Annotated in this window: 20 protein-coding genes; 6 read left to right on the forward strand and 14 right to left on the reverse strand. The window is 55.9% G+C overall.

Annotation, left to right across the window (positions count from 1 at the left end):
• The first annotated feature begins 12 nt into the window (after positions 1-12).
• On the forward strand, positions 13-1,521 hold the full coding sequence (locus F3J37_RS17605; protein ID WP_034825138.1) for a tripartite tricarboxylate transporter permease: 1,509 nt from the start codon (positions 13-15) through the stop codon (positions 1,519-1,521).
• A gap of 120 nt (positions 1,522-1,641) precedes the next feature.
• The gene (flk, locus tag F3J37_RS17610) at positions 1,642-2,673 is read left to right on the forward strand and encodes a flagella biosynthesis regulator Flk (RefSeq protein ID WP_058959022.1); all 1,032 of its coding nucleotides are present in this window, start codon (positions 1,642-1,644) and stop codon (positions 2,671-2,673) included.
• Between the two features lies 1 nt (position 2,674).
• Here the strand turns inward: flk and F3J37_RS17615 are convergent, their stop codons facing one another.
• Positions 2,675-3,118 carry a rhodanese-like domain-containing protein gene (locus tag F3J37_RS17615; protein ID WP_166934781.1) on the reverse strand — a complete coding sequence of 148 codons (444 nt, stop codon included), beginning with the start codon at positions 3,116-3,118 and terminating at the stop codon, positions 2,675-2,677.
• A gap of 86 nt (positions 3,119-3,204) precedes the next feature.
• Here F3J37_RS17615 and pdxR point away from each other — a divergent pair, with 86 nt between their 5' ends.
• Entirely contained in the window at positions 3,205-4,641 is a 1,437-nt protein-coding gene (gene pdxR / locus F3J37_RS17620; RefSeq protein WP_166934785.1) for a MocR-like pyridoxine biosynthesis transcription factor PdxR, read from the forward strand.
• Here the strand turns inward: pdxR and F3J37_RS17625 are convergent.
• The gene (locus tag F3J37_RS17625; protein WP_166934787.1) at positions 4,604-5,785 is read right to left on the reverse strand and encodes an MFS transporter; all 1,182 of its coding nucleotides are present in this window, start codon (positions 5,783-5,785) and stop codon (positions 4,604-4,606) included. The two genes, pdxR and F3J37_RS17625, sit on opposite strands and share 38 nt — an antisense overlap.
• 217 nt (positions 5,786-6,002) lie before the next feature.
• A complete protein-coding gene (gene fabB, locus F3J37_RS17630; protein WP_034825147.1) occupies positions 6,003-7,223 on the reverse strand; it encodes a beta-ketoacyl-ACP synthase I in 1,221 nt (406 codons plus the stop codon).
• A 155-nt stretch (positions 7,224-7,378) separates the two neighbouring features.
• Between fabB and mnmC the strand changes: the two genes are divergently transcribed.
• A complete protein-coding gene (gene mnmC, locus F3J37_RS17635; protein ID WP_166934789.1) occupies positions 7,379-9,391 on the forward strand; it encodes a bifunctional tRNA (5-methylaminomethyl-2-thiouridine)(34)-methyltransferase MnmC2/FAD-dependent 5-carboxymethylaminomethyl-2-thiouridine(34) oxidoreductase MnmC1 in 2,013 nt (670 codons plus the stop codon).
• A 30-nt stretch (positions 9,392-9,421) separates the two neighbouring features.
• On the opposite strand, the gene F3J37_RS17640 is transcribed toward mnmC, so the two are convergent.
• The 6 genes from F3J37_RS17640 to prmB form a co-directional block, all read right to left on the reverse strand.
• On the reverse strand, positions 9,422-9,703 hold the full coding sequence (locus F3J37_RS17640) for a YfcL family protein (protein WP_034825151.1): 282 nt from the start codon (positions 9,701-9,703) through the stop codon (positions 9,422-9,424).
• A gap of 156 nt (positions 9,704-9,859) precedes the next feature.
• Positions 9,860-10,405 carry an elongation factor P hydroxylase gene (locus F3J37_RS17645; protein WP_034825153.1) on the reverse strand — a complete coding sequence of 182 codons (546 nt, stop codon included), beginning with the start codon at positions 10,403-10,405 and terminating at the stop codon, positions 9,860-9,862.
• A gap of 67 nt (positions 10,406-10,472) precedes the next feature.
• Complete coding sequence (locus F3J37_RS17650) at positions 10,473-11,270, reverse strand: sulfite exporter TauE/SafE family protein (RefSeq protein ID WP_166934791.1); 798 nt, start codon at positions 11,268-11,270, stop codon at positions 10,473-10,475.
• A gap of 130 nt (positions 11,271-11,400) precedes the next feature.
• Positions 11,401-12,225 (reverse strand): penicillin-insensitive murein endopeptidase, encoded by an 825-nt coding sequence (gene mepA / locus F3J37_RS17655; RefSeq protein ID WP_034825159.1) that lies wholly within the window; start codon positions 12,223-12,225, stop codon positions 11,401-11,403.
• 7 nt (positions 12,226-12,232) lie between these two features.
• Positions 12,233-13,318 (reverse strand): chorismate synthase, encoded by a 1,086-nt coding sequence (aroC, locus tag F3J37_RS17660; protein ID WP_058959027.1) that lies wholly within the window; start codon positions 13,316-13,318, stop codon positions 12,233-12,235.
• Positions 13,319-13,363: 45 nt separating this feature from the next.
• Entirely contained in the window at positions 13,364-14,296 is a 933-nt protein-coding gene (gene prmB / locus F3J37_RS17665; RefSeq protein WP_166934793.1) for a 50S ribosomal protein L3 N(5)-glutamine methyltransferase, read from the reverse strand.
• A 156-nt stretch (positions 14,297-14,452) separates the two neighbouring features.
• Between prmB and smrB the strand changes: the two genes are divergently transcribed.
• The gene (gene smrB / locus F3J37_RS17670; RefSeq protein ID WP_034825165.1) at positions 14,453-15,001 is read left to right on the forward strand and encodes an endonuclease SmrB; all 549 of its coding nucleotides are present in this window, start codon (positions 14,453-14,455) and stop codon (positions 14,999-15,001) included.
• 58 nt (positions 15,002-15,059) lie between these two features.
• Here the strand turns inward: smrB and sixA are convergent, their stop codons facing one another.
• From sixA to F3J37_RS17690, 4 genes are all read right to left on the reverse strand, one after another.
• Entirely contained in the window at positions 15,060-15,542 is a 483-nt protein-coding gene (gene sixA, locus F3J37_RS17675; protein ID WP_034825272.1) for a phosphohistidine phosphatase SixA, read from the reverse strand.
• 195 nt (positions 15,543-15,737) lie between these two features.
• Complete coding sequence (fadJ, locus tag F3J37_RS17680) at positions 15,738-17,867, reverse strand: fatty acid oxidation complex subunit alpha FadJ (RefSeq protein WP_166934795.1); 2,130 nt, start codon at positions 17,865-17,867, stop codon at positions 15,738-15,740.
• Positions 17,867-19,177 (reverse strand): acetyl-CoA C-acyltransferase FadI, encoded by a 1,311-nt coding sequence (gene fadI / locus F3J37_RS17685; RefSeq protein WP_166934797.1) that lies wholly within the window; start codon positions 19,175-19,177, stop codon positions 17,867-17,869. Before fadI ends, fadJ begins: the two co-directional genes overlap by 1 nt.
• A 167-nt stretch (positions 19,178-19,344) precedes the next feature.
• Complete coding sequence (locus F3J37_RS17690) at positions 19,345-19,641, reverse strand: YfcZ/YiiS family protein (protein ID WP_072226461.1); 297 nt, start codon at positions 19,639-19,641, stop codon at positions 19,345-19,347.
• 358 nt (positions 19,642-19,999) lie between these two features.
• On the opposite strand from F3J37_RS17690, the gene fadL reads away from it, so the two are divergent.
• On the forward strand, positions 20,000-21,283 hold the full coding sequence (fadL, locus tag F3J37_RS17695) for a long-chain fatty acid transporter FadL (RefSeq protein ID WP_166934799.1): 1,284 nt from the start codon (positions 20,000-20,002) through the stop codon (positions 21,281-21,283).
• Positions 21,284-21,328: 45 nt separating this feature from the next.
• Here the strand turns inward: fadL and mlaA are convergent, their stop codons facing one another.
• On the reverse strand, positions 21,329-22,096 hold the full coding sequence (gene mlaA / locus F3J37_RS17700; RefSeq protein ID WP_045813678.1) for a phospholipid-binding lipoprotein MlaA: 768 nt from the start codon (positions 22,094-22,096) through the stop codon (positions 21,329-21,331).
• Positions 22,097-22,112: the final 16 nt, after the last annotated feature.

The raw sequence follows: 22,112 nt of genomic DNA on the forward strand, positions 1-22,112 counted from the left end.
CGGGAGTCTCACATGGATACCTGGTCTTTTCTGATGCAAGGGTTTGCCGTCGCGATGACGCCGGAAAACCTGATGATCGCACTCATCGGCTGCTTTATTGGCACCATTGTTGGCCTACTGCCCGGACTCGGGCCGATTAACGGTGTCGCGATCCTGATGCCGCTGGCGTTTGCTCTGCACTTACCTGCCGAGTCCGCGCTGATCCTGCTTGCTACGGTCTACATCGGTTGCGAGTACGGGGGTCGTATCTCCTCTATTTTGCTTAACGTGCCAGGCGATGCCGGGGCAATCATGACCGCGCTGGATGGCTACCCGATGGCGCAACAGGGCAAAGCTGGCGTGGCCCTGTCGATCTCAGCAGTGAGTTCATTTATTGGATCCACTATCGCGATTCTCGGCATTATTCTCTTTGCCCCTATATTGGCCAACTGGTCACTGGCCTTTGGTCCGGCGGAGTATTTCGCGCTGATGGTGTTTGCGATTGCCTGTCTGGGCAGCATGATGAGCCACAATCCGTTGAAATCGTTTTTAGCCGCGCTGATCGGTTTGGGTATGGCCACCGTTGGCGTCGATGCCAATACCGGCGTCTATCGTTTCACCTTCGACAGCGTGCATCTCTCCGACGGGATCCAATTTGTGGTGGTGGTCATTGGATTGTTCTCTGTCAGTGAAATACTGCTGATGCTGGAATCAACCAGCAGCGGCCAGAAAGTGGTTCGCGCCAGTGGCCGTATGATGTTCAACATGAAAGAAGCGGCGCAGGCAACCGGTGCTACCTTACGTTCCTCCTTTATTGGCTTCTTTGTTGGCGTACTGCCCGGCGCCGGTGCCACCATCGCCAGTGCCATCGCTTATATGAGCGAGAAGAAAATCAGCGGCAGTGACCAGTTTGGTAAAGGGGATATTCGCGGCGTGGCAGCGCCTGAAGCGGCCAACAACGCCTCGGCTTGTGGCTCCTTTATTCCGATGCTGACGCTGGGTATTCCGGGCTCCGGCACCACGGCGGTGATGGTCGGTGCGCTGACGCTGTACAACATCACACCCGGCCCGGCGATGTTTACCGAACAGCCGGATATCGTCTGGGGTCTGATTGCAGCATTGCTGATTGGCAACGTCATGCTGCTGATCATGAACATCCCGATGATCAACATCTTCGCCCGCATGCTGACCATCCCGCTGTGGTTCCTGGTACCCGCCATCGCCGCGATCTCTGCAGTGGGCGTTTACGCCGTACACAGTACCACTTTTGATCTGTTGCTGATGGTCGGACTGGGTATCTTTGGCTATATCTTGCGTAAAATGGATTTCCCGATGTCGCCGCTGATTCTGGGCTTCGTACTGGGAGAGATGCTGGAGCAAAACCTGCGCCGTGCGCTCTCCATCAGTAACGGCAACCTGCCGATTCTATGGGAAAGCCTGATCTGCAAAGTGTTGCTGGTGTTGGCGATCGCTGTCCTGATCGTGCCGCCACTGTGGAAACGCTGGCGTCGTAAGCGTCTCAAACTGGCTGAAGCTGAATAAATCCAGAACTGACGCGATTTCACCTCACTGCCCCCGTGGATTTCCCGGGGGCTTTTGCTATCATATGGCCTCTTTTTTCCGGCGCACCCGGATCTGACCTCGTTTTTCAAGGATTCCGCCATGCAACCTCTCAGCGGTCCCGGTGTGCCCGCGGGCGATCGTACAACGCTCACTAACGCGACTGGCCCCACTCGTCCTGGCGGACCGGCGGGCGAACAGCCACTCTCCCCTGCCCAGCGCACCACGCTGGAACGTCTGATTGTGCGCATCATGTCCCTCAGCACATTAAAAGCCCCGGAATTGTGGGCTGGCGTACGCCATGAAGTGGGCGTAAAGAATGATGCTGAGCTGCAATCGCGTCATTTTCCTGCTGCCGAGCAGCATTTGAATGGGCGTTTAACCCAGGTACAGAACAGCCTTGCCACGCGTCAGCTGTTGCAGCAGCTATTGGAGAAGCTGCCGCAGGGCAATAATCGCCAGGCGGTGAGTGACTTTATCCGTCAGCAATTTAACCAAACGGTGTTAAGTGCGCTGTCGCAAGACCAGTTACATCAGGTGCTGACCATGCTGCAAAATGGGCAGATGGCGATCCCGCAGCCGCAGCAAACGCGCGCGTCCGATCGCACGCTGCTGCCGGCTGAACAGCAATCGCTGAATCAACAGGTTACGCGTCTCGCGGCCACGACCGGCGAATCACCGGTCAAGCTGCTGTCTGAAGCGCTGAAACTGGTCAATCTGAAGAGTGGCGATCCAATTCCCTCTCGCCACTTCCCGCTGCTGACACAATATTTGCAGGTACGTCAGACATTGGGTCAACACAGCGCACCGACCTTACAAATGCTGGAAACTTCGCTGAAGCAGCCGCTGACGCATGACGAGCAACGCCTGCTGGAGGATTACAGCCAGCAACGTTTCCAGGCCACGCCACAAACGGTACTGACGCCCGCGCAAACGCAAGATCTTCTCAACTTGCTGTTTAGCCGCCGCGTCGAGAAAACGCTGGAGCAGCCGCACGCCGCCAGTGATTTACGTCCGCAGCCGATCTGGTCGCCGTGGATCGAGATATTACCGCGTCCACTGGCTCAGCGCCCGGCACTGACATTGATTCTGGGCCTGGCACTGTTCTTCTTTTTACTCTGGCTGTTCCTGTAATTTAGCAGCCACAGTGCGCGCCGGGTGCGACCTGTGGCCACTCGCCAGGCGACGTTCCCCACGTCAATGGATGCCCATCACGTTTCCAGAAATCCAGTCCACCTATCAACTCTTTGACCTGAAAACCCAGCGAAGCCAGTTTCCATGCCGCTTTCGTTGAGCCGTTGCAGCCGATGCCATCGCAGTATGTGATATACACCTTACTGCGATCCAACTGTGCGGTGGAGTCGGCATTCATAGTGCGATGCGGAAACGAAATCGCCCCGGTGATGTGCCCCGCCTGATAGACATCAGTGGATCGCGCATCAACCACCACTATCGCATTGACGCCTTGCGCCAGATCCTTTGCCAAATCCCAGGCATCGGTGTAATAACTCAGTTTGTGCTGCAGATACGCCACGCTTTCCTGAGGATCCGCGGGCGGGAAGAGTAAGACTGATGACATCGCATTCTCCTTGTGTAATTTTCCCTGAGTTTACGGCAAAGTGGTCTGCAATTTGATACCACTTTTCACACAGTGATAAGACCAGCATGCGCCACTCTTTTTTAGCCCTGTTTAAGCACACGTCATCCGGCGGCTTACGTGAACGTTTATGCCATACGCTACGTGAGGCCATAACCCGAGGCCATTTGCACCATCAACAACGCTTACCCTCCAGCCGTCAGTTAGCCGAGGATTTGTCGCTGTCGCGGGTGACGGTGGAAGCCGCTTATGCGCAGCTGGAGAGTGAAGGCTATCTGGAGAGGCGGGCGGGTCGGGGTACTTTTGTATCGATTGCAATGCCTGCACGGGCGGCGACCACACCCGCACATAACTCACCTCGTTTCTCACGGCGTGGTGAGCAAATATTAGCAACCGGTGGCTGCCAGGATCCGCCGTTCCCCCATGCGTTTGCCGCCGGTTCGCCTGAATTACGCGCTTTCCCGCATACCCAATGGCGTCGGATCAGTAACAGCGTGCAGCGCTCGCTGGGCAGCCAGGTGATGGGTTATGGCGATCCACTAGGCTTTATGCCGCTTCGTGAGGCGGTGGCGGATTATCTGGCGTTATCACGCGAGGTGCGCTGTGCTGCCGGGCAAGTCGTTATCCTAACCAGTTCACAGCAGGCCCTGCAGTTACTGGCGCTGATGTTGCTGGATGCCAATGATGAAGTGTGGCTTGAAGAGCCAGGCTATCCCGGCGCGCGTAACGCTTTCCTCGCTGCGGGTGCACACTGCCGTGCGATGCCGTTGGATAGCGAAGGAGCGATGCCGCTTGAAGGAGACGCGAGGCTGGTTTATCTGACGCCGGGACATCACTATCCCACCGGTACCGCGATGAGCCTTGCCCGCCGCCTGCAGTGGCTCGACTGGGCGCACCAGCAGCAAAGCTGGTTAATTGAGGATGATTACGACAGTGAGTTTCACTATGACGATCGCCCGCTTCCCGCCTTACAGGGATTGGAGGATAACAGCCGGGTTATCTGCCTTGGCACCTTTTCCAAAACGCTCTTCCCTTCCCTGCGGCTGGCGTGGATGGTCGTCCCGCCAGCACTGGTAGATGCCATGGGTCGCGCGCGCAGCATTCTGGATGGTCACAGCGCGCTGTTACCGCAAGCGATCACCGCTGAATTTCTGCAACAAGGCCACTTTGCCAGCCACCTGCGGCTGATGCGCCAGCTTTACCACAGCCGTCGCGATCGTTTGCTGGAGCAGATCAACACGCGCCTGCAGCCGTGGTTGACGCCGCTGCAGGCGTCTGGCGGGCTGCAGCTGACGGTAGCATTGCATCAGGGGGAGGAAGCACAGCTCACGCAACAGGCGAGGGAAATCGGTCTGCTGTTGCCACGTCTGTCGCCGTTGTACAGCAACAGTCAGCCGCAATCGGGCTGGCTGCTGGGCTTTGCCGCGCTGACGCCGGGTGAGATTGTCAGCGCCTGCGATAAGCTGGTTACGCTGTTGTCGCGCTACGCGCAAACGACCAGGTGACGAGAATGCCCAGGGCTGCGCAGCAGGCACCCGCAAGGTAGACCGAGCCATAACCCAACGCCGTGGCGAGCAGGCCGGTCAGTGGGCCGCTGGCACCGTAAGCAATATCCTGGAAAGCAGAGAAACCGCCCAGCGCCGTGCCACGAATTTGCGGCGAGACACGTTTGATCACCTCGACGCCGAGCGCCGGGAAAATCAGTGAACAGCCGCAACCGGTGAGCGCGGCACCAATCAGCGCCATCCAGCCAGAGGTTGCACACGCCAGCACCAGCAAACCGGCAGTTTCCACCAGCAGCGAGATCATTGCGACGCGGACGCCACCGTGACGATCCGGCAGGCCGCCAAAGAAAACACGTACCAATACAAAAGCACAGCCAAATGCGGTCAGGGCAAAACCGGCATTGCCCCAGTTTTCTGCGGCAAAATAGAGCGAGGTAAACGTCCCGATCACCGCAAATCCCGTTCCCTGCAACGCCAGCGCCATGCCGGGTTGGAAGATAGTTTTCACCACGCTGAACAATGAGGGACGTTCACCACCCACCACCGGCACTTTAGTGACCCAGCTATTGATCGCCAGCGAGAGCAGTGGCAACAGCAGCGCGACAGTACCGAGTGCTGCGAATCCGCCATGTTGATTGATCAACAAACCCAGCGGTGCGCCCGCCGCCAGCGATCCATAAATCGCCATACCGTTCCACGACATCACCAGGCCGGATCGTTTGCTTCCTACCAACCCCATGCCCCAGGTCAGATTGCCGGTGAGCAGCAAGCTTTCACCAAATCCGAGTAACAAACGCCCCACTGCCAGCAAACCAAATTTTGCCCACGGCGCAACAGGCAGCATCGCCGCCGCCAGATACGCCACGCCCACCAGCGCGATGGCGATCATACCGTGTTGGGTGGTGAGCTTCGCGCCGTGCTGATCGGCTCGGCGTCCGGCGAAGCTGCGCGTCAGCAGCGTGGCGAAGAACTGAATCCCTACCGCCACACCCACCATCAGGTTGCTCATGCCCAATTCCTGGTGCACGTACAGTGGGATGACCGGGAGCGCCAGCCCTGCGGTTAAGTAAGTGAGAAACACCGCAAAGGATATGCAACCCAAAGGCAGCACAGATTGCGTCTGCGTATCAGCAGCCGTGGTCATGATGGTATGAACTCCTTGTTCAGAGCGTGCACGACAGGCAAAACCAACATACGTTCGCACCCTATATTCAGGCGAAAACGGGTTGTTTGGTTCATACTGTGCGCAAACGATTATTTTGTTTCAGGCAAGATGTGAAGAGTGTAGGCAAGCGGCGGGGGAATTGTCAAAAACAACAGGGGCCGGATAAACCGGCCCCTGGAAAACGGTGATCACGCTATTAAGCTGGCAGCTTACGCATGGTCAAGGTGGCGTTGGTGCCGCCGAAACCGAAGCTGTTGGACATCACGGTGGTCAGCGCTTTTTCAGTCGGCTGCGTCACGATGTTCAGGCCTTTACCGGCTTCATCAATCTCTTCGATGTTAATGCTTGGTGCGATGAAGCTATGCTCCAGCATCAGCAAGGTGTAGATCGCTTCCTGCACGCCCGCTGCACCCAGTGAGTGACCGGTCATGGCTTTGGTAGCAGAAATGTACGGTGAGTTGTCACCAAACACTTCGCGAATCGCACCCAGCTCTTTCACATCACCGACAGGTGTAGAAGTACCGTGGGTGTTGAGGTAATCGATTGGGGTATCAACGCCCTGCATCGCCATCTTCATGCAACGCACTGCGCCTTCGCCTGATGGTGCCACCATATCAGCACCGTCAGAGGTCGCGCCGTAGCCAACGATTTCTGCGTAAATGTGTGCGCCACGTGCCAGAGCATGTTCCAGCTCTTCAACCACCACCATGCCGCCGCCGCCAGCGATCACGAAACCATCACGGTTCGCATCGTAAGTACGAGAGGCTTTTTCTGGCGTTTCGTTGTATTTGGTGGATAGTGCGCCCATCGCATCGAACTCACAGGCCATTTCCCAGCTCAGCTCTTCGCCGCCGCCAGCAAACACGATGTCCTGTTTGCCCAACTGAATCTGCTCAACCGCGTTACCGATGCAGTGTGCGGAAGTGGCACAAGCAGAGCTGATTGAGTAGTTCACACCGTGGATTTTGAATGGGGTAGCCAGACAAGCTGATACACCTGAACCCATGGCTTTGGTCACCACATAAGGGCCAACGGCTTTCAGGCCACGCGGGCCACGCATCGCATCGGCACCGAAGACCTGGTAACGCGGAGAACCACCGCCTGAACCGGCAATCAGACCCACGCGTGGGTTGTTCTGATACTGCTCGTCAGTCAGGCCGGAATCCTGAATCGCTTCCGCCATAGACAGGTAAGCGTAGATTGAAGCATCACTCATGAAACGCACGATTTTGCGATCGATGAGCCCGTTGGTATCCAGTTTGACGTTGCCCCATACGTGACTGCGCATACCGATATCTCTCATCTCTTCAGAGAAGGTGATACCCGAACGGCCTTCACGCAGAGAAGCCAGCACTTCTTGCTGGTTATTACCAATGCTGGAAACGATACCCAGGCCAGTAATCACTGCACGTTTCATTCAATAGTCCTCATTCCACTTCTTTTGGATTGACGTGCACTCTAGCTTACAGTTGTAAGCCGAACAAGTCCGATCAGCCATTTCCTTTTGTAAATTTGCGTCATGTGACGGCAGTCGTTAAAATCGCGCCACTGCCTGAAAAACGAGCCTTTCCCGTGAAATTAGCCCCGCTTGAACACGCGCAATTAAACTGGAATGATCAGGGTACACCTGTTTCCCGAGCATTCGATGACGTCTATTTCTCCAACGACAACGGGTTGGAGGAGACGCGCTATGTTTTCCTCAACGGCAACCAAATTCCTCTCCGTTTCGCTCAACATTCACGCGATATTTTTATTGTCGCGGAAAGCGGTTTTGGGACGGGTCTGAACTTTCTTACCTTGTGGCAAGCGTTCGATCGCTTCTGTAGCGAACATCCCGACGCGACACTTAAGCGTCTGCACTTCATTAGCTGCGAAAAATTCCCACTGACGCAAACCGATCTGGTCGCAGCGCACGCACACTGGCCTGAGCTGGCGCACTGGGCAGAACAGTTACAGCAACAGTGGCCACAGGCGCTGCCGGGTTGCCAGCGTTTACTGTTCAACAACGGTAAAGTCACGCTCGATCTCTGGCTCGGTGATATTAACGCGCTAATTAATACCTTTGATGACAGTCTTAATGCTCAGGTGGATGCATGGTTTTTAGATGGTTTTGCTCCGTCTAAAAATCCGGAGATGTGGACGCCGGAATTGTTCGCCGCCATGGCCCGTCTGGCCCGGCCGGGTGGGACGCTGGCGACCTTCACCTCAGCAGGTTTTGTCCGTCGGGGATTACAGGAAGCGGGTTTTACCGTGGCTAAGCGCAAAGGCTTTGGTCACAAACGCGAAATGCTAACGGGCGTTATGGAGCAGGTTGCTGCCCTGCCCCATAGCCAACCATGGTACGCCCGCCCTGCGGCTCGCACTCAGGAAGTGGCGCTGATTGGTGGTGGCGTGGCGAGTGCCGTACTGGCGCTGGCGCTGTTGCGCCGCGGCTGGAAGGTCACACTTTATTGCGCCGATGCTGCGCCCGCGCTGGGTGCTTCCGGCAATCGTCAGGGCGCACTTTACCCGCTGCTTAATCAGCACGATCCCGCTCTCGCCACGTTCTTCCCTGCAGCGTTCACCTTTGCCCGCCGTTTGTACGACCAGCTATCGGTAATGTTCGAGCATGACTGGAGCGGTGTGTTGCAACTCGGCTGGGACAGTAAAAGTGCCGATAAAATTGCCCAAATGCTGGAGATGGGATTGCCGCATGATGTGGCGTACGGCGTAAGCAAGGAAGACGCGCAGCAGTTAGCGGGCGTCGAGACCGGATGCGGTGGCATTTTCTATCCTCAGGGCGGCTGGCTCTCTCCGTCGCAACTGACCAGCAACCTATTGGAGCATGCGCAAACGCTGGGTTTACGCCTGCACTGGCTGCATCGCGTCACCACGCTGGAAACGACGACTGAGGGGTGGACCCTGAACTTCAGCGAGCAACCCTCGGTAAATCATCAGCAGGTGGTGCTCGCCAATGGCCATGCGCTGCTGGAAATTGAGCAAAGCAAAGACTTGCCCGTTTACGCGGTGGCGGGTCAGGTCAGTCATGTGCCGACCAATCCTGAGCTGGGCGCGTTAAATACCGTACTCTGCTATGACGGCTATCTCACGCCAGTCAGCCCGAATTTCAGCACCCACTGCATCGGGGCCAGCTACCATCGCGGCGATACCACAACCGATTTCCGTGCTGACGATCAGCAGGAAAACCGCCAGCGCCTGGTGAACTGTCTGCCGGATGCAGAGTGGCCACAGCAGGTGGATATCAGTGATAACGAGGCGCGTGTTGGCGTGCGCTGCGCCACGCGCGATCACTTACCGATGAGTGGCAGCGCGCCTGATTACGCCGCAACGCTGGTGCAATATGCTGATTTGCCGGGGCAACGAGCACGGGGTGAAACCCTTGCCGATGCACCGGTTCATGCCGGTTTATTTGTGCTGGGTGCGCTGGGTTCACGCGGCTTGTGCAGCGCGCCGCTGGCGGCGGAAGTACTGGCGGCACAGATGAGTGGTGAGCCGCAACCGCTGGATATCACCACGCTGGCGGCATTGAATCCAAATCGTTACTGGGTAAGAAAATTGCTGAAAGGTAAGAAAGCGGGACGCTAGGATGGCGGGGCGAGCGGCCGCCCCGACTTATCAGGCGGTCTGACGCGCCTGCTGGAACAAATTATCCCACATGCCAATCACCAGCGCCTGATCGCGCGGTGACAGTTCACCTGCGGCAATCGCATTTTGCAGGCTGTTGGTCACATGGATTTGCAGCGCTTCTGGCGTGTGCTCACCGCTGATTTCAATCTCAGCCACCGCCAGGGTCAGATGACCACGCAGATAGCCACCGGCAAACAGCTCGTCGTCACTGGCGTGATCTACCATATCGTCAATCAATGCCAGGATGCGGGATTCGAATTCTACGATCATCGTCTTGTTCCTTATTGCCCTTGATACGCCGCGCCGCTACTGCGCTGGCTTCACGCTCTTGCCCCGTTACACGCTGGTTCGCGTTCCCGGGGGTCGTTCATTCGCCGTTAAGCTGCAACGCGGGTGACTTTGGGTCATTAATAATATGTTTGCGAATCACAGATCTTCCGGCCACGGGAAGTGTGCCGCCGTCAGCGCTGGCGTACCGTAATAGCTGGCTAACGCATCGATAAAACGTGCCGGACGTGCCGGGATACCCTGCTCAAAATAAGTCATCACCTGAGCATGGACCTTGCGCTGGAACGCGATGCGATCGGGTTCACAATCGCCTTCGAGGTTGTCACAGCTGACATTGAAGGGAAAGCCCGCCGCGACACAGAACAGCCACTCCAGCGCCTGTGGCTTGACTTCCACTGACTCGAACTGACTTTGCGTTTGCGCATCCCGCCCATCCGGGCAGTACCAATAACCAAAATCCACCAGCTTGCGGCGCGCTTCACCGGCAATACACCAGTGAGAAATTTCGTGCAGCGCGCTGGCGTAGAAACCGTGAGCAAACACCACCCGGTTCCACGGCGATTCCTCATCCGCTGGAAGATAAATAGGTTCGTCATCGCCTTTAATTAGACGGGTCTGAAAGTCTTCAACAAAGCAGCCATCAAAAATATCCACCAGCTGCTGGTAATGATGTTCTGTACTCATAATATTTTAATCTTTAAAAAAATTAGCGCCATTGTCGCATTGGCAGCCGTTCTTGACGAGTACTGCTTTACAGCGTGGCTATCCACGCCAGCAACGCGCTGCCATGGCTATCCCACAATAATTTGGCGCTCATCACAGCGGATACAATCACCACCATCGGGCGGATCAGCTTCTGACCCCGGCTCAGCACCAGTCTGGCGCCGATACGCGCGCCCACGAATGCGCCAATCAACATGATCACGCCCGTGCCCCACACTACCTTTCCGCCGAACATAAAGAACAGCAGACTGCCGAAATTGGAGGTGAAATTTAGGACTTTGGCGTGGGCAGTGGCCTTGGCGAGATTGAAGCCACACAGCGTCACAAACGCCAATGCATAGAATGAACCGGCACCCGGACCAAAAAAGCCGTCATAAAAACCGACGCAGCCGCCGCCGACCAGCGCAAAAGCGATGCCCTGCAGGCGATGCTCACGGTCCGACTCGCCCAGGCGCGGCATTAACAGGAACCATAAACCGATGCTGATCAGCAGGAGCGGCAAAATCTGTCGTAGTACATCCGCCTGGATATGCTGAATCAGCACCGTGCCACACACTGCACCGATAAAGGTCATGGCAATGTTCAGCCGCTGTTCGCGCAGATTCACCGCGCCGCGACGCACAAAGTAGAGGCTTGCAGAGAAAGATCCGCCCACCGACTGTAACTTATTGGTGGCTAAAGCCTGAGCAGGAGAGAGTCCCGCAGCGAGTAATGAAGGAACGGTGAGTAAGCCACCGCCGCCGGCGATGGAGTCGATAAACGCTGCCAGCACCGCAACAAGAAACAACACGCCCAGCAATAGTGGGCTAACAACAAAGAGGTCCATTTTTTTCTCGTAAAGTTAACCCGACCATTCTTATTGCAGGCAGGGCATCCGTGCTCTCTCCAGGTCTCACAAACATCCGTGCCTGGGAGAGAGAACGTTGCCAATGCTGCTGCAACAGGAAGCATCAAGGTTAGAGTAAATGACGATCTAATAGTGCCTGACAGGATGGCGGCAACGGCGGCGGTGTTTTCTTCACAGGCGGCGTGCTGCCCGGTTTTTTCGGCAGGAACCAACTGTCTAACTCTGCACCACAACCATCACCCGGCGGCGGTGCCGCCTGATCTTCACACTCCAGACTGCCTGCCGGACAGCGCAGACGCACGTGCATGTGGGCACGATGGGCAAACCACGGGCGCACTTTGTTCAACCACGCGCGGTCGCTTCCGGCATCCGCACAAAGCTGCTTTTTAATCGCCGGATTGACGAAGATACGTGTCACTTCATTATCTTTCGCCGCCAGCTTGATCAGGCTGTCGATCTGCGGCTGCCAATGACGCGCAATCACTTGCTTATCATCCGGTGCCACCAAATCCAGTGGCTGTGGCTTCAGCAGTTGCTGCGCCGTCCAGCGGTTTTGCGGCAGCTGCAACCAGATATCGACATCCAACCCGGTTTGATGGCTGGCATGCCCACTGCTGAAGCGCCCGCCGGCCGCCATGCCCATATCACCAATTAACACCTGCCCCAGCTGCAGTTGATGCACCTGGGTACTGAGACGCTGAATAAAGGCAATCAGATCGGGATGGCCGAAATAACGCCGCTGATCCTGACGCATGACCTGATAATTGGGTGAATTGAGTGGCAGTTGCTGTGCACCGACAATACAGCCGTTGGCGAACCCGCCAATCGACTGTGGGCTGCCAGCAATCGGCTGATGGATTTGCTGCCAGGGCGTGGCAGCAAACACGGCCGCACTGCACAACAGCGCGGCAACGGTGGTGAGCAGGCGGCGCATCCGTGGCTTACCAGCGCGGAACGCTGCTGTTGACGTCACCGTTCTGCGCACGCTGACGCAGCAGGTGATCCATCAACACAATCGCCATCATTGCTTCGGCAATCGGTACCGCGCGAATGCCCACGCAAGGATCGTGGCGACCTTTAGTGATCATCTCCACTTCTTCGCCTTCACGGGTGATGGTTTTACCCGGAACGGTGATGCTCGAAGTGGGTTTCATCGCCAGATTCGCACTGATGGTCTGGCCGCTGCTGATGCCGCCCAAAATGCCACCGGCGTGATTGCTCTGGAAACCGTCAGCACGAATCTCATCACGATGTTGGCTACCGCGCTGGTTAATCACCGCGAAACCGTCACCGATTTCCACGCCTTTCACTGCGTTAATGCTCATCAGCGCGTGCGCCAAATCGGCATCCAGACGATCAAACACCGGCTCGCCCAGTCCCGGTGGCACGTTCTCTGCCATCACCGTGACTTTAGCGCCGATCGAGTCGCCTTCTTTCTTCAGGCCGCGCATCAGTTCATCCAGCGCTTCCAGCTTCGAGGCATCCGGGCAGAAAAACGGGTTCTCTTCAACGATGCTCCAGTCTTTCAGCTCGCAGGCTACATCACCAATCTGTGCCAGATAACCACGTACCTGAATGCCGTGCTTCATTTGCAGATACTTTTTGGCAATCGCCCCCGCCGCCACGCGCATCGCGGTTTCACGCGCAGAGGAACGGCCACCGCCGCGATAGTCGCGCAGGCCATATTTTTGCTCATAGGTGTAATCCGCATGGCCGGGGCGGAACAGATCTTTGATTGCGCCGTAATCCTGTGAACGCTGATCAGTATTTTCAATCAGCAGGCCGATAGAGGTGCCGGTGGTGACGCCCTCAAACACGCCGGACAAAATTTTCACCTGATCCGGTTCGCGGCGCTGGGTGGTGTAGCGCGATGTGCCCGGACGGCGGCGATCGAGATCGTGCTGAATATCCGCTTCCGTAAGAGGAATGCCTGGCGGCACGCCATCAACGATGCAGCCCAGCGCAATACCATGCGACTCGCCAAAGGTGGTTACGCGAAAAACTTGTCCAATGCTGTTACCGGCCATTGTGGTTCCTTGTTGCGATGTTGCGGGCGATGTCTCGCCCCATTTTTAGTCTTTGTAGAAGGAGAAGTGATGCTGTGCCGCGACGATCTGCTCGCGCGTCAGCATAAACACGCCGTCACCGCCGTTATCGAACTCCAGCCAGGTAAACGGCACATCCGGATACTGATCGATCATATGCACCATGCTGTTGCCCACTTCGCAAATCAGCACGCCCTGCTCACTCAGATAATCCGGCGCACAGGCAAGAATACGGCGCACCAGTTTCAGACCATCACTGCCTGCTGCCAGACCCAGTTCTGGTTCGTGGCGATATTCATTCGGCAGATCGTCCATATCTTCCGCATCCACGTACGGTGGATTGGTGACGATCAGATCATATTTGACCTGCGGCAGGCCACGGAACAGATCGGAGCGAATGGGCGTGACGTGGTGGATCAAACCATGTTCTTCAATATTTTGCTCAGCCACCGCCAGCGCGTCAGTGGATATATCCACCGCATCGACTTCCGCTTCCGGGAAGGCATAAGCACAGGCAATCGCGATGCAGCCACTGCCGGTACACATATCGAGAATGTGGTGCGGTTGTTCACCAACCATACCGGCAAAACGGTTTTCAATCAGCTCACCAATCGGCGAACGCGGCACTAACACACGCTCATCGACATAGAATTCATGGCCGCAGAACCAGGCTTTGTTGGTGAGATAAGCCACCGGAATGCGCTCGTTAACGCGGCGAATCACACGTTCAACAATGCGGTGACGCTCGCTGGCCGTCAGGCGCGCATTGCGCATATCTTCAGGGATATCCAGCGGCAGCCAGAGCGTGGGCAGAACCAGTTGGACTGCTTCGTCCCAGGGATTATCCGTGCCGTGGCCGTACCAAATGCCTGCCGCCGAAAAACGGCTGACAGCCCAGCGCAGCATATCCTGAATGGTGTGCAGTTCACTCACTGCCTCATCGACGAAAATCTTGTCCACGTAGCCCTCCGCAGGCCTTAAAATCAATCGGCCGATAGTGTGCCACGAAGCCGGGCAGAATTCAGCGCAGCGAGGCGAAAAAGCTGACATTTGTTAACGCTAAGCGTTAAGGTATGCCACCGGCTATTAACCAGCCCTTTAACCCTAATTTGAGCCATGAGTAAGAAGACGCCCCTAAACCAGGACGATCAGGCGCTGTTTCGTGAGTTAATGAGCGGAACGCGTAAGCTGAAACAAGACACTATCGTGCATAAACCGGTAGTGAAAACCCGCGAAGTCCCGTTGAAAAGACTGCTTTCCGAGCAAGCCGATAACAGTCACTACTTCTCAGATGAGTTTCAGCCTTTGCTCTCCAGCGAGGGGCCGATGCGTTATGTGCGCGCGGATGTCAGTCATTACGAGCTGAAGAAATTGCGACGCGGCGATTACACGCCGGAAATTTTTCTCGATCTTCATGGTTTAAGACAGCAGCAGGCCAAACAGGAGCTGGGGGCGCTCATTGCCGCCTGCCGCCGTGAACACCTGTTCTGTGCCAGCGTAATGACCGGACACGGCAAGCATATCCTCAAGCAGCAAACACCGCTGTGGTTGGCGCAACATCCTCATGTGATGGCATTTCACCAGGCACCGAAGTTATTTGGCGGCGATGCCGCGCTGCTGGTGCTGATTGAAGTCGAAGAGTGGCAACCGCCAGAACTGCCTTGACGCTAAAAAAGGAAAGGGCCGCAGAAGGCGGCCCATAGAGATATGACTTTTGGCGACATCACATCGCTTTGGCCAGTTTTGACGGGCTGACCTGCCACTCCAGTTTGCCTTCACAGGCGTCTGCATCAAAGTTCACATAAGCAATTGCCGACGTAGCAAACATCGGTGGCGCTTCCTGCGGGCAAAGCTCTGACACCAGATAGCCCACCAGCGGCAGATGCGAAATCACCAGAGCTGATTTAACACCCTGCTGAGCCAGCGCCTGCAGATAACAGGCCACCATGCCCGGATCGCCTCCCGGCGTCAGTTCCGGCAGCACGTCCTGCCCTTCTGGCAGCTTCAGTGCCTCACGAACCGTGGCGAGCGTCTGCTCTGCACGGAGATAAGGGCTCACTAACACCCTTTCGATATCCAGCGCCTGGCCGTTTAGCCAGCTCGCCATCTGGCGCGATTCGTCACAGCCACAGATTGTGAGTGGGCGTACTGAATCACTCGCTGCTTCCAGAGCTGCATCGCCATGACGCATGATAAAAACTTGCATAAAGCACCGCTGTTGTTTGTCGATATCGTCGGGTACCACAGCACCAGACGCTTCATTCTGCGAATGAACGCTGTGTTTTACCCCAATGGCTTCAGTATAGTCAACCGGTTGTTTATTAAATAAGCACATCTCAGAATGGTGCCGCATCACCTTCTTCATGGCACCATAACTAACCCGCTGAATCTGTGCGCCTATTCATATTTGTGCAGAAGTGTAAAAATTCGTTTGCGCTTCTGACATTGCCATTAAAGCGTCACAGGGCGCGAAACGATCGCCATGTTGCTGCATTAATGCACGTAATGTATTGACGATTTGGCTGACGCCGCGTTGATCCATATAGCGGAACGGCCCGCCGAGAAATGGCGGGAAACCGATGCCAAATACCGCCGCAATATCACCATCCCGAGCATTGCGCACCACGGACTCGTCCAGACAGCGTGCGGCCTCATTCAGCATCATCATCACGCAGCGTTGCGCAATCTGTTCTTCGCTCTGCTTTGCCTGCGGTTTGACGCTAATCAGGTCATAGATTGAGGCATCCACTTTGCGTTTTCCCGGCCAGCGAGCCGCGTTGTAAAGGTAAAATCCTTTCAGGTTTTTACGCCCTTTGCGGCCATCGGCCAGGATGGCATTGACCGCCTCGGGTGCGCTGAAACGCTCGCCATAAGCCTGCAGCAAAATCGGACTGATTTTGCTGCCGACATCAATGCCCACTTCATCCAGCAACTGTAACGGCCCGACAGGAAAACCGAACTTCACTAACGCGCGATCGATATGGTCCACCGGCTCCCCTTCCAGCAAGCAGCGCATGGCTTCATTTATATAGGGCGCGAGAATGCGGTTGACGTAAAAACCGGGTTTATCGGCCACCACCACCGCTGTTTTGCCTTGCTGACGCGCCAACTGCACCGTGGTCGCCAGCGTTTCAGCCGAGGTGCCCGCATGCGGAATCACCTCCACCAGCGGCATTTTGTCCACCGGACTGAAGTAGTGCAGACCAATCACATTCTCGGGGCGCTGCGCGTTGGCGGCAATATCGCCAATCGGCAACGAAGAGGTGTTGGAAGCAAAGATGGTGTGTGGCTGACAATGACTTTCGATATCCGCTACCATCTGCTGCTTCAACGTCAAATCCTCAAATACCGCTTCAATCACCAGATCGCGCTGGCTGAACCCCTGATAATCGATACTGCCGCTGATACGCGCCATCTGCTGTTGACGCTCAGCGGGTTTCAGCTGGCGCCGCTTCACTTTTTGACTCAGCAGGTCCCAGCTGTATTGCAATGCATGGTTCACACCATTGAGATTGACGTCTTTAATTCGCACCGGTAAACCAGCTTTCAGCGCCGTTACGCTGGCAATGCCCCCGCCCATCAATCCGCCACCGAGCACGCCGATGTGTTTTAATGCGCGCGGTTCAGCCTCGGCCACCGCTTCTTTCTTGATCGCAGTCGAGGCAAAAAACAGACTGCGCAGTGCCGCAGATTCAGGGGTCATCGCTAGCTGGCCAAAGGCGCGCGCCTCCGCCGCATGTCCGGCGTGGCTGCCCTGCTCCAACCCCGTGCGCACCACTTGCAGAATGCGATCCGCCGCCGGGTAATTCCCCTGCGTTTTGCGGTCGGTTTGCCGTTTTGCCATCGCGAATAACAGCGAGCGCGCCAGTGGCGCCTGCATTAGACGATCGCGACGTGACAACTCACGGCGAACAACCTTTCCTTTATGCACACGCGCAATCGCCGTTTCCAGCAAGATGGATTGAGGCACTGCATCGTCAACGATACCCAGTTTCAACGCCTGTTTAGCGCGCAGCTGCTTACCACTCAGAATCAGCGGTAGCGCTTGCGGCACCCCAATCAGTTTTGGCAGGCGCTGCGTCCCGCCTGAGCCAGGTAACAGGCCCAACTGCACTTCCGGCAGGCCCAGACGGGTTTTATCATCCAGCGTGCAGATACGTGCGCTGCAGGCCAGCACCAACTCCAGGCCGCCGCCGAGACAGGCACCGTGGATCGCCGCGACCACCGGGAAAGGCAGCGCCGCAATCTCCGCCATTACCTCTTGCCCCTGGCGGGCTAAAGCTTCCGCTTCTTCTGCCGTCTGGCAATCGGCGATCATGCTGATGTCCGCACCGGCGACAAAGTTATCGCTTTTACCCGAAATCAGCACTAATCCCGCCAGCTTCGGATTGCTGCGCGCTTCAGCCAGCACCGCTTTTATTTGTGGGACAAACTCCGCTTTCAGCGTGTTCATCTTTTCGCCCGGCACGTCGATGGTAATGATGCCGACATGATCGAGGCGCATGTGTAAATGGAATGCAGATGCGCTCATTATTCGGCCTCCAGAACCATTGCGCTGCCTAATCCGCCCGCTGCACAGGCGGTCACCAGTCCTAATCCGCCGCCGCGCCGCCGCAGTTCATGCAACGTTTGGGTGATCATACGCGCGCCAGTGGCAGCAAACGGATGGCCGTATGCAATGGAGCCGCCCAACACATTGAAACGTTCTTCATTCACTTCACCCAAGGCATGCGGGCGATTCAGTACCTCTCGCGCAAAACGCTCATCACGGAACATTTTCAGATTGGCCAGCGTCTGTGCCGCAAAGGCTTCGTGCATATCGATCAGCGTCAGGTCGTTGAGGGTAATGCCAGCGCGATCCAGCGCCAGCGGTGAGGCATAAGCGGGACCCAGCAACATATCCTGCCAGACATCAATCGCAGTAAACGCGTAGCTGCGCAGATAGCCAAGCGGCGTAATTCCCAGTTCTCGTGCACGGCCTTCACGCATCAAAATCACCGCGGCCGCGCCATCGGTCAGCGGTGTGCTGTTGGCTGCCGTGACGGAACCGTGGCGACGATCAAAGGCCGGTCGCAATTTTGCGTAGTCGCTAGCGCTGGCGTTAAAGCGAATGTTGTTGTCCTGCTCAATCGGTGCTTTCCAGGGCGGCACAAAGGCCGCCATCACTTCCTGCGCCAGCACGCCTGACTGCCAGGCACGTGCTGCGTGCTGATGTGAGCGCAGCGCCAGAGCATCTTGTTGTTCACGTGTGATGCCGTGGGTTTTCGCCATTTGTTCGGCGGTATCACCCATGCGTAAGCCGGTGGAATACTCTGCAACCGCAGGCGGCACCGGCAACAGATCGCGTGGGCGCAGACGGCGTAAGATTTGCAACTTTTTGCTGAAGGTTCGTGCTTTGTTGAGATCGACCAACGCGCGCGCCAGCGTCTTGCTGACGCCAATAGGCAGTACCGATGAGGAGTCTGCACCACCGGCAATACCCGCATCAATGGTACCCGCCATCAGGCTTTCCGCCACATTCGCCACCGCCTGAAAACTGGTGGCACAGGCACGACTGACGCTGTATGCATCAGTGTGCACGCTCAATCCGCTGCTCAGCACGATTTCGCGCGCAATATTGGGCGCTTCCGGCATTTGCACCACCTGGCCAAATACCAGTTGATCGATAATGTCGACCGGCAATTCGCTGCGCGCCATCAACTCTGACACCACCATGCGCCCCAACTCCAGCGCGGGAATGCCATGAAAATCACTCGCCTGACGGGCGAAAGGCGTGCGTAATCCATGGGTTATGGCGATTCGTTCGCCCTGACGCGTCAGCAGCGGCTGCGCTTTGCTCATTGCACTCACCTGTAATTTACGACCGTAGCATCATTGCCAAACAGGTCTGACCTGATCATCAGTGTTAACCAGGTGTTGCTAAGTCGCCAATAACAGAAGAAAAAAAGTGCGAGGGAAGACACGAAAAAGAGAAAACGCTGCCGGAAGGGCTTCCGGCAGCGACAGGATTAGCGTAAGCCGAGTTGAAAAATCAAGGTTTCGGCCTGGCAGGCAAAAGTGAAATCAACATTCAGGCGTAGCCCTGGCGCTTCTTCAACGAATTCTGCGTGAATCTCGCAAGGCTCGGATTCAACCTGACGCGCTTTGTCCGTCAGGTGCTTCAGCATCGCTTCAGCCGCATGACGATCGGCAAAAGCGCCAGACCAGCTCGCCGTGCAATCGGTATTGTCCATTACGGTGCCTACATCTACGCAGCAGCACGCCGCCGTTTCCGTGGCACTGCATTTTTTAATGGCATCAGTCATTGTTCTCTCCTGACGATAAATCGACACAATCGGATCATTTTCTGACACAAAGTGTACGCCCCGCGCGGCCTGGCTTCTATCTCTCAGCGGCTAAGTGACGAATATCATACTAAAAATTGATCCAGAACAAATTTGACCGCTATGCTAGATGAGCATCGACAAGATTTTGTTAAGCAGATCTGATTTTATCGATCAAATCGGAAATATTTAAAAAACATTATTGCAACAAATACACAGGTCAGACCTATACTCGTCGCACTGGTCTGATATGTGCCTTTGTCATCAGTCCCTACAATCCGCCGTCCTTTGTTACGCGACGTAACAACGTTTAATAATAAATCTAGATGAGGTTGTGGTCATGAACCATAAGAACCTGTTTGCAAAGTCAGCTGTGGCAGCTGCAGTGGCGCTTATCTCTTCCCAGGTTTACGCCGCAGGCTTTCAACTTAATGAATTCTCAGCAATTGGTTTAGGTCGTGCTTATTCGGGTGAAGGTGCGATGGGCGATACCGCCGCCTCTGCCAGTCGTAACCCGGCGACCATGGCATTGATGGATCGCCCTTCTTTCTCCATCGGTACCGTTTATATTGATCCAGAGGTGGATATCAGCGGCCAGAGCCCAACCGGCAACAGCCTGAATGCGAAAAACATCGCACCGAATCAGTGGATCCCTAACCTCCATTACGTTCATCCGATTAACGATCAGTGGTGGGTAGGCGCATCCGTCACCTCTAACTATGGTCTGGCGACGGAATTTAATGATGGTTACACCGCGGGCGGTTACGGTGGTAAAACCGACCTGATGACCGGTAACTTTAACCTTAGCACCGCTTATCGTTTGAACGAGCACTTCAGCTTTGGTGTTGGCTTTGATGCGGTTTACGCTAAAGCAAAAATCGAACGTTATGCGGGTGAAGCCGGCGCTCGCGTCGGCATGCCAGCGGATACTCAGGTTGCCCACCTGAAAGGTGATGAATGGGGTTACGGCTGGAACGCTGGCATCCTGTATGAAGTGGATAAGAACAACCGCTTCGGCTTCACCTATCGTTCAGAAGTCAAAATTGACTTTGACGGCGATTACAAGAGCAGCATTCCCACCGCTTACAACGGTACACCGCAGGCGATTGCTTTAGGTCTGCCTTACGGCACCGGCGGCCAGACCATTCCGGGTTCACTCACGCTGAACTTGCCAGAGATGTGGGAAGTGTCGGGCTGGCATAAAGTGGCACCGCAGTGGGCCGTACACTATAGCCTGACCTACACCAGTTGGAGCCAGTTCCAGGAGCTGAAGGCCACTGGCAGCAACGGTCAGACACTGTTCTATAAAGATGAAGGCTTCAAGGATGCGTATCGCATCGCGCTGGGTACCACTTACTTCTACGACGATAACTGGACCTTCCGTACCGGTATCGCGTTTGATGACAGCCCGGTTCCCGCCGACAAACGTTCTATCTCGATTCCGGATCAGGACCGTCTGTGGTTGAGCGCCGGTGCTTCTTACGCCTTCAATGAAAATGCGTCAGTTGACCTCGGTATCTCTTACATGCACGGCCAGAAAGTCACGGTGAAAGAAGGGCCTTACACCTTTAACTCCGAAGGTAAAGCCTGGCTGTACGGCGCGAACTTTAACTACAAGTTCTGATGCTGAAACCATAAAAAATGGCGACTGTTAAGGTCGCCATTTTTGTTACTGTGAATCGATGTCCTTCAAATCATCCTGAATCGCACTGGCATTCGGATTCTCTTCCGGTTTTAACTTCCCGCCGTTGGCGAGGAAATCATTACGCTGGAAGTAGGCGTTGCGGATAAACGCATACGGATCCTGCTGCTGTTTCAGGATGGCATCGGAATCCAGCAACTGTGCACGTGTTTCCACACCTTCCAGTGTCCATTTACCAATCGACATCGGCCAGGTCAGCCAACTCAGTACCGGATAAAGCGTATCGACATAGTCGCCGCCATCCTGACGCACCGTGAAGCTGCCATAACCCGGCAGAACCACATAAGGACCGTAGCCCACACCGTAACGACCCAGAGTACTCCCGAAGTGGTGCGGAACTTCTCGCGCCAGTTCAGGATTCGCTTTGCCCGCCACATCGATAAATCCGCCCAAGCCCAATACGGTATTGAGGAAGAAACGCGTGAAGTGGATTCCTGCCTGGCGCGGTTCACCCACCAGAATCGAGTTCAGCATGCTGGCCGGTTCGTCCAGGTTGCCGAGGAAATTACTCATACCACTGCGCGCAGGCACCGGCACGTAATCGCGCCAGGCAACCGCAACCGGGCGCACCACATAAGGATCCAGCACGTTCATGTTGAAGTTAAACATGGTGCGGTTAAAGCCTTCGAGCGGATCGCTACGCTGGGCAGGCTGCGTTGGATCGGCCGGTTTGGAACTGGCACATCCCACCAGCAGCAAGCTGGCCAGCGCCAGACCGGTCAGGCGGTTATTCATTCTTATCTCCCTGTGC

Origin of the sequence: Candidatus Pantoea communis (assembly GCF_011752685.1) — a bacterium.
Taxonomy (GTDB): Bacteria; Pseudomonadota; Gammaproteobacteria; order Enterobacterales; family Enterobacteriaceae; genus Pantoea; species Pantoea communis.

Coding starts and splice junctions, on each gene's coding strand:
- flk (WP_058959022.1), top strand. CDS start 1,642: ATGCAACCTCTCAGCGGTCCCGGTGTGCCCGCGGGCGATCGTACAACG.
- pdxR (WP_166934785.1), top strand. CDS start 3,205: ATGCGCCACTCTTTTTTAGCCCTGTTTAAGCACACGTCATCCGGCGGC.
- fadI (WP_166934797.1), bottom strand. CDS start 19,177: ATGAGCAAAGCGCAGCCGCTGCTGACGCGTCAGGGCGAACGAATCGCC.
- mepA (WP_034825159.1), bottom strand. CDS start 12,225: ATGCGCCGCCTGCTCACCACCGTTGCCGCGCTGTTGTGCAGTGCGGCC.
- F3J37_RS17605 (WP_034825138.1), top strand. CDS start 13: ATGGATACCTGGTCTTTTCTGATGCAAGGGTTTGCCGTCGCGATGACG.
- F3J37_RS17625 (WP_166934787.1), bottom strand. CDS start 5,785: ATGACCACGGCTGCTGATACGCAGACGCAATCTGTGCTGCCTTTGGGT.
- fadJ (WP_166934795.1), bottom strand. CDS start 17,867: ATGAGCGCATCTGCATTCCATTTACACATGCGCCTCGATCATGTCGGC.
- fadL (WP_166934799.1), top strand. CDS start 20,000: ATGAACCATAAGAACCTGTTTGCAAAGTCAGCTGTGGCAGCTGCAGTG.
- sixA (WP_034825272.1), bottom strand. CDS start 15,542: ATGCAAGTTTTTATCATGCGTCATGGCGATGCAGCTCTGGAAGCAGCG.
- smrB (WP_034825165.1), top strand. CDS start 14,453: ATGAGTAAGAAGACGCCCCTAAACCAGGACGATCAGGCGCTGTTTCGT.
- fabB (WP_034825147.1), bottom strand. CDS start 7,223: ATGAAACGTGCAGTGATTACTGGCCTGGGTATCGTTTCCAGCATTGGT.
- aroC (WP_058959027.1), bottom strand. CDS start 13,318: ATGGCCGGTAACAGCATTGGACAAGTTTTTCGCGTAACCACCTTTGGC.
- F3J37_RS17640 (WP_034825151.1), bottom strand. CDS start 9,703: ATGATCGTAGAATTCGAATCCCGCATCCTGGCATTGATTGACGATATG.
- F3J37_RS17690 (WP_072226461.1), bottom strand. CDS start 19,641: ATGACTGATGCCATTAAAAAATGCAGTGCCACGGAAACGGCGGCGTGC.
- F3J37_RS17645 (WP_034825153.1), bottom strand. CDS start 10,405: ATGAGTACAGAACATCATTACCAGCAGCTGGTGGATATTTTTGATGGC.
- mlaA (WP_045813678.1), bottom strand. CDS start 22,096: ATGAATAACCGCCTGACCGGTCTGGCGCTGGCCAGCTTGCTGCTGGTG.
- F3J37_RS17650 (WP_166934791.1), bottom strand. CDS start 11,270: ATGGACCTCTTTGTTGTTAGCCCACTATTGCTGGGCGTGTTGTTTCTT.
- F3J37_RS17615 (WP_166934781.1), bottom strand. CDS start 3,118: ATGTCATCAGTCTTACTCTTCCCGCCCGCGGATCCTCAGGAAAGCGTG.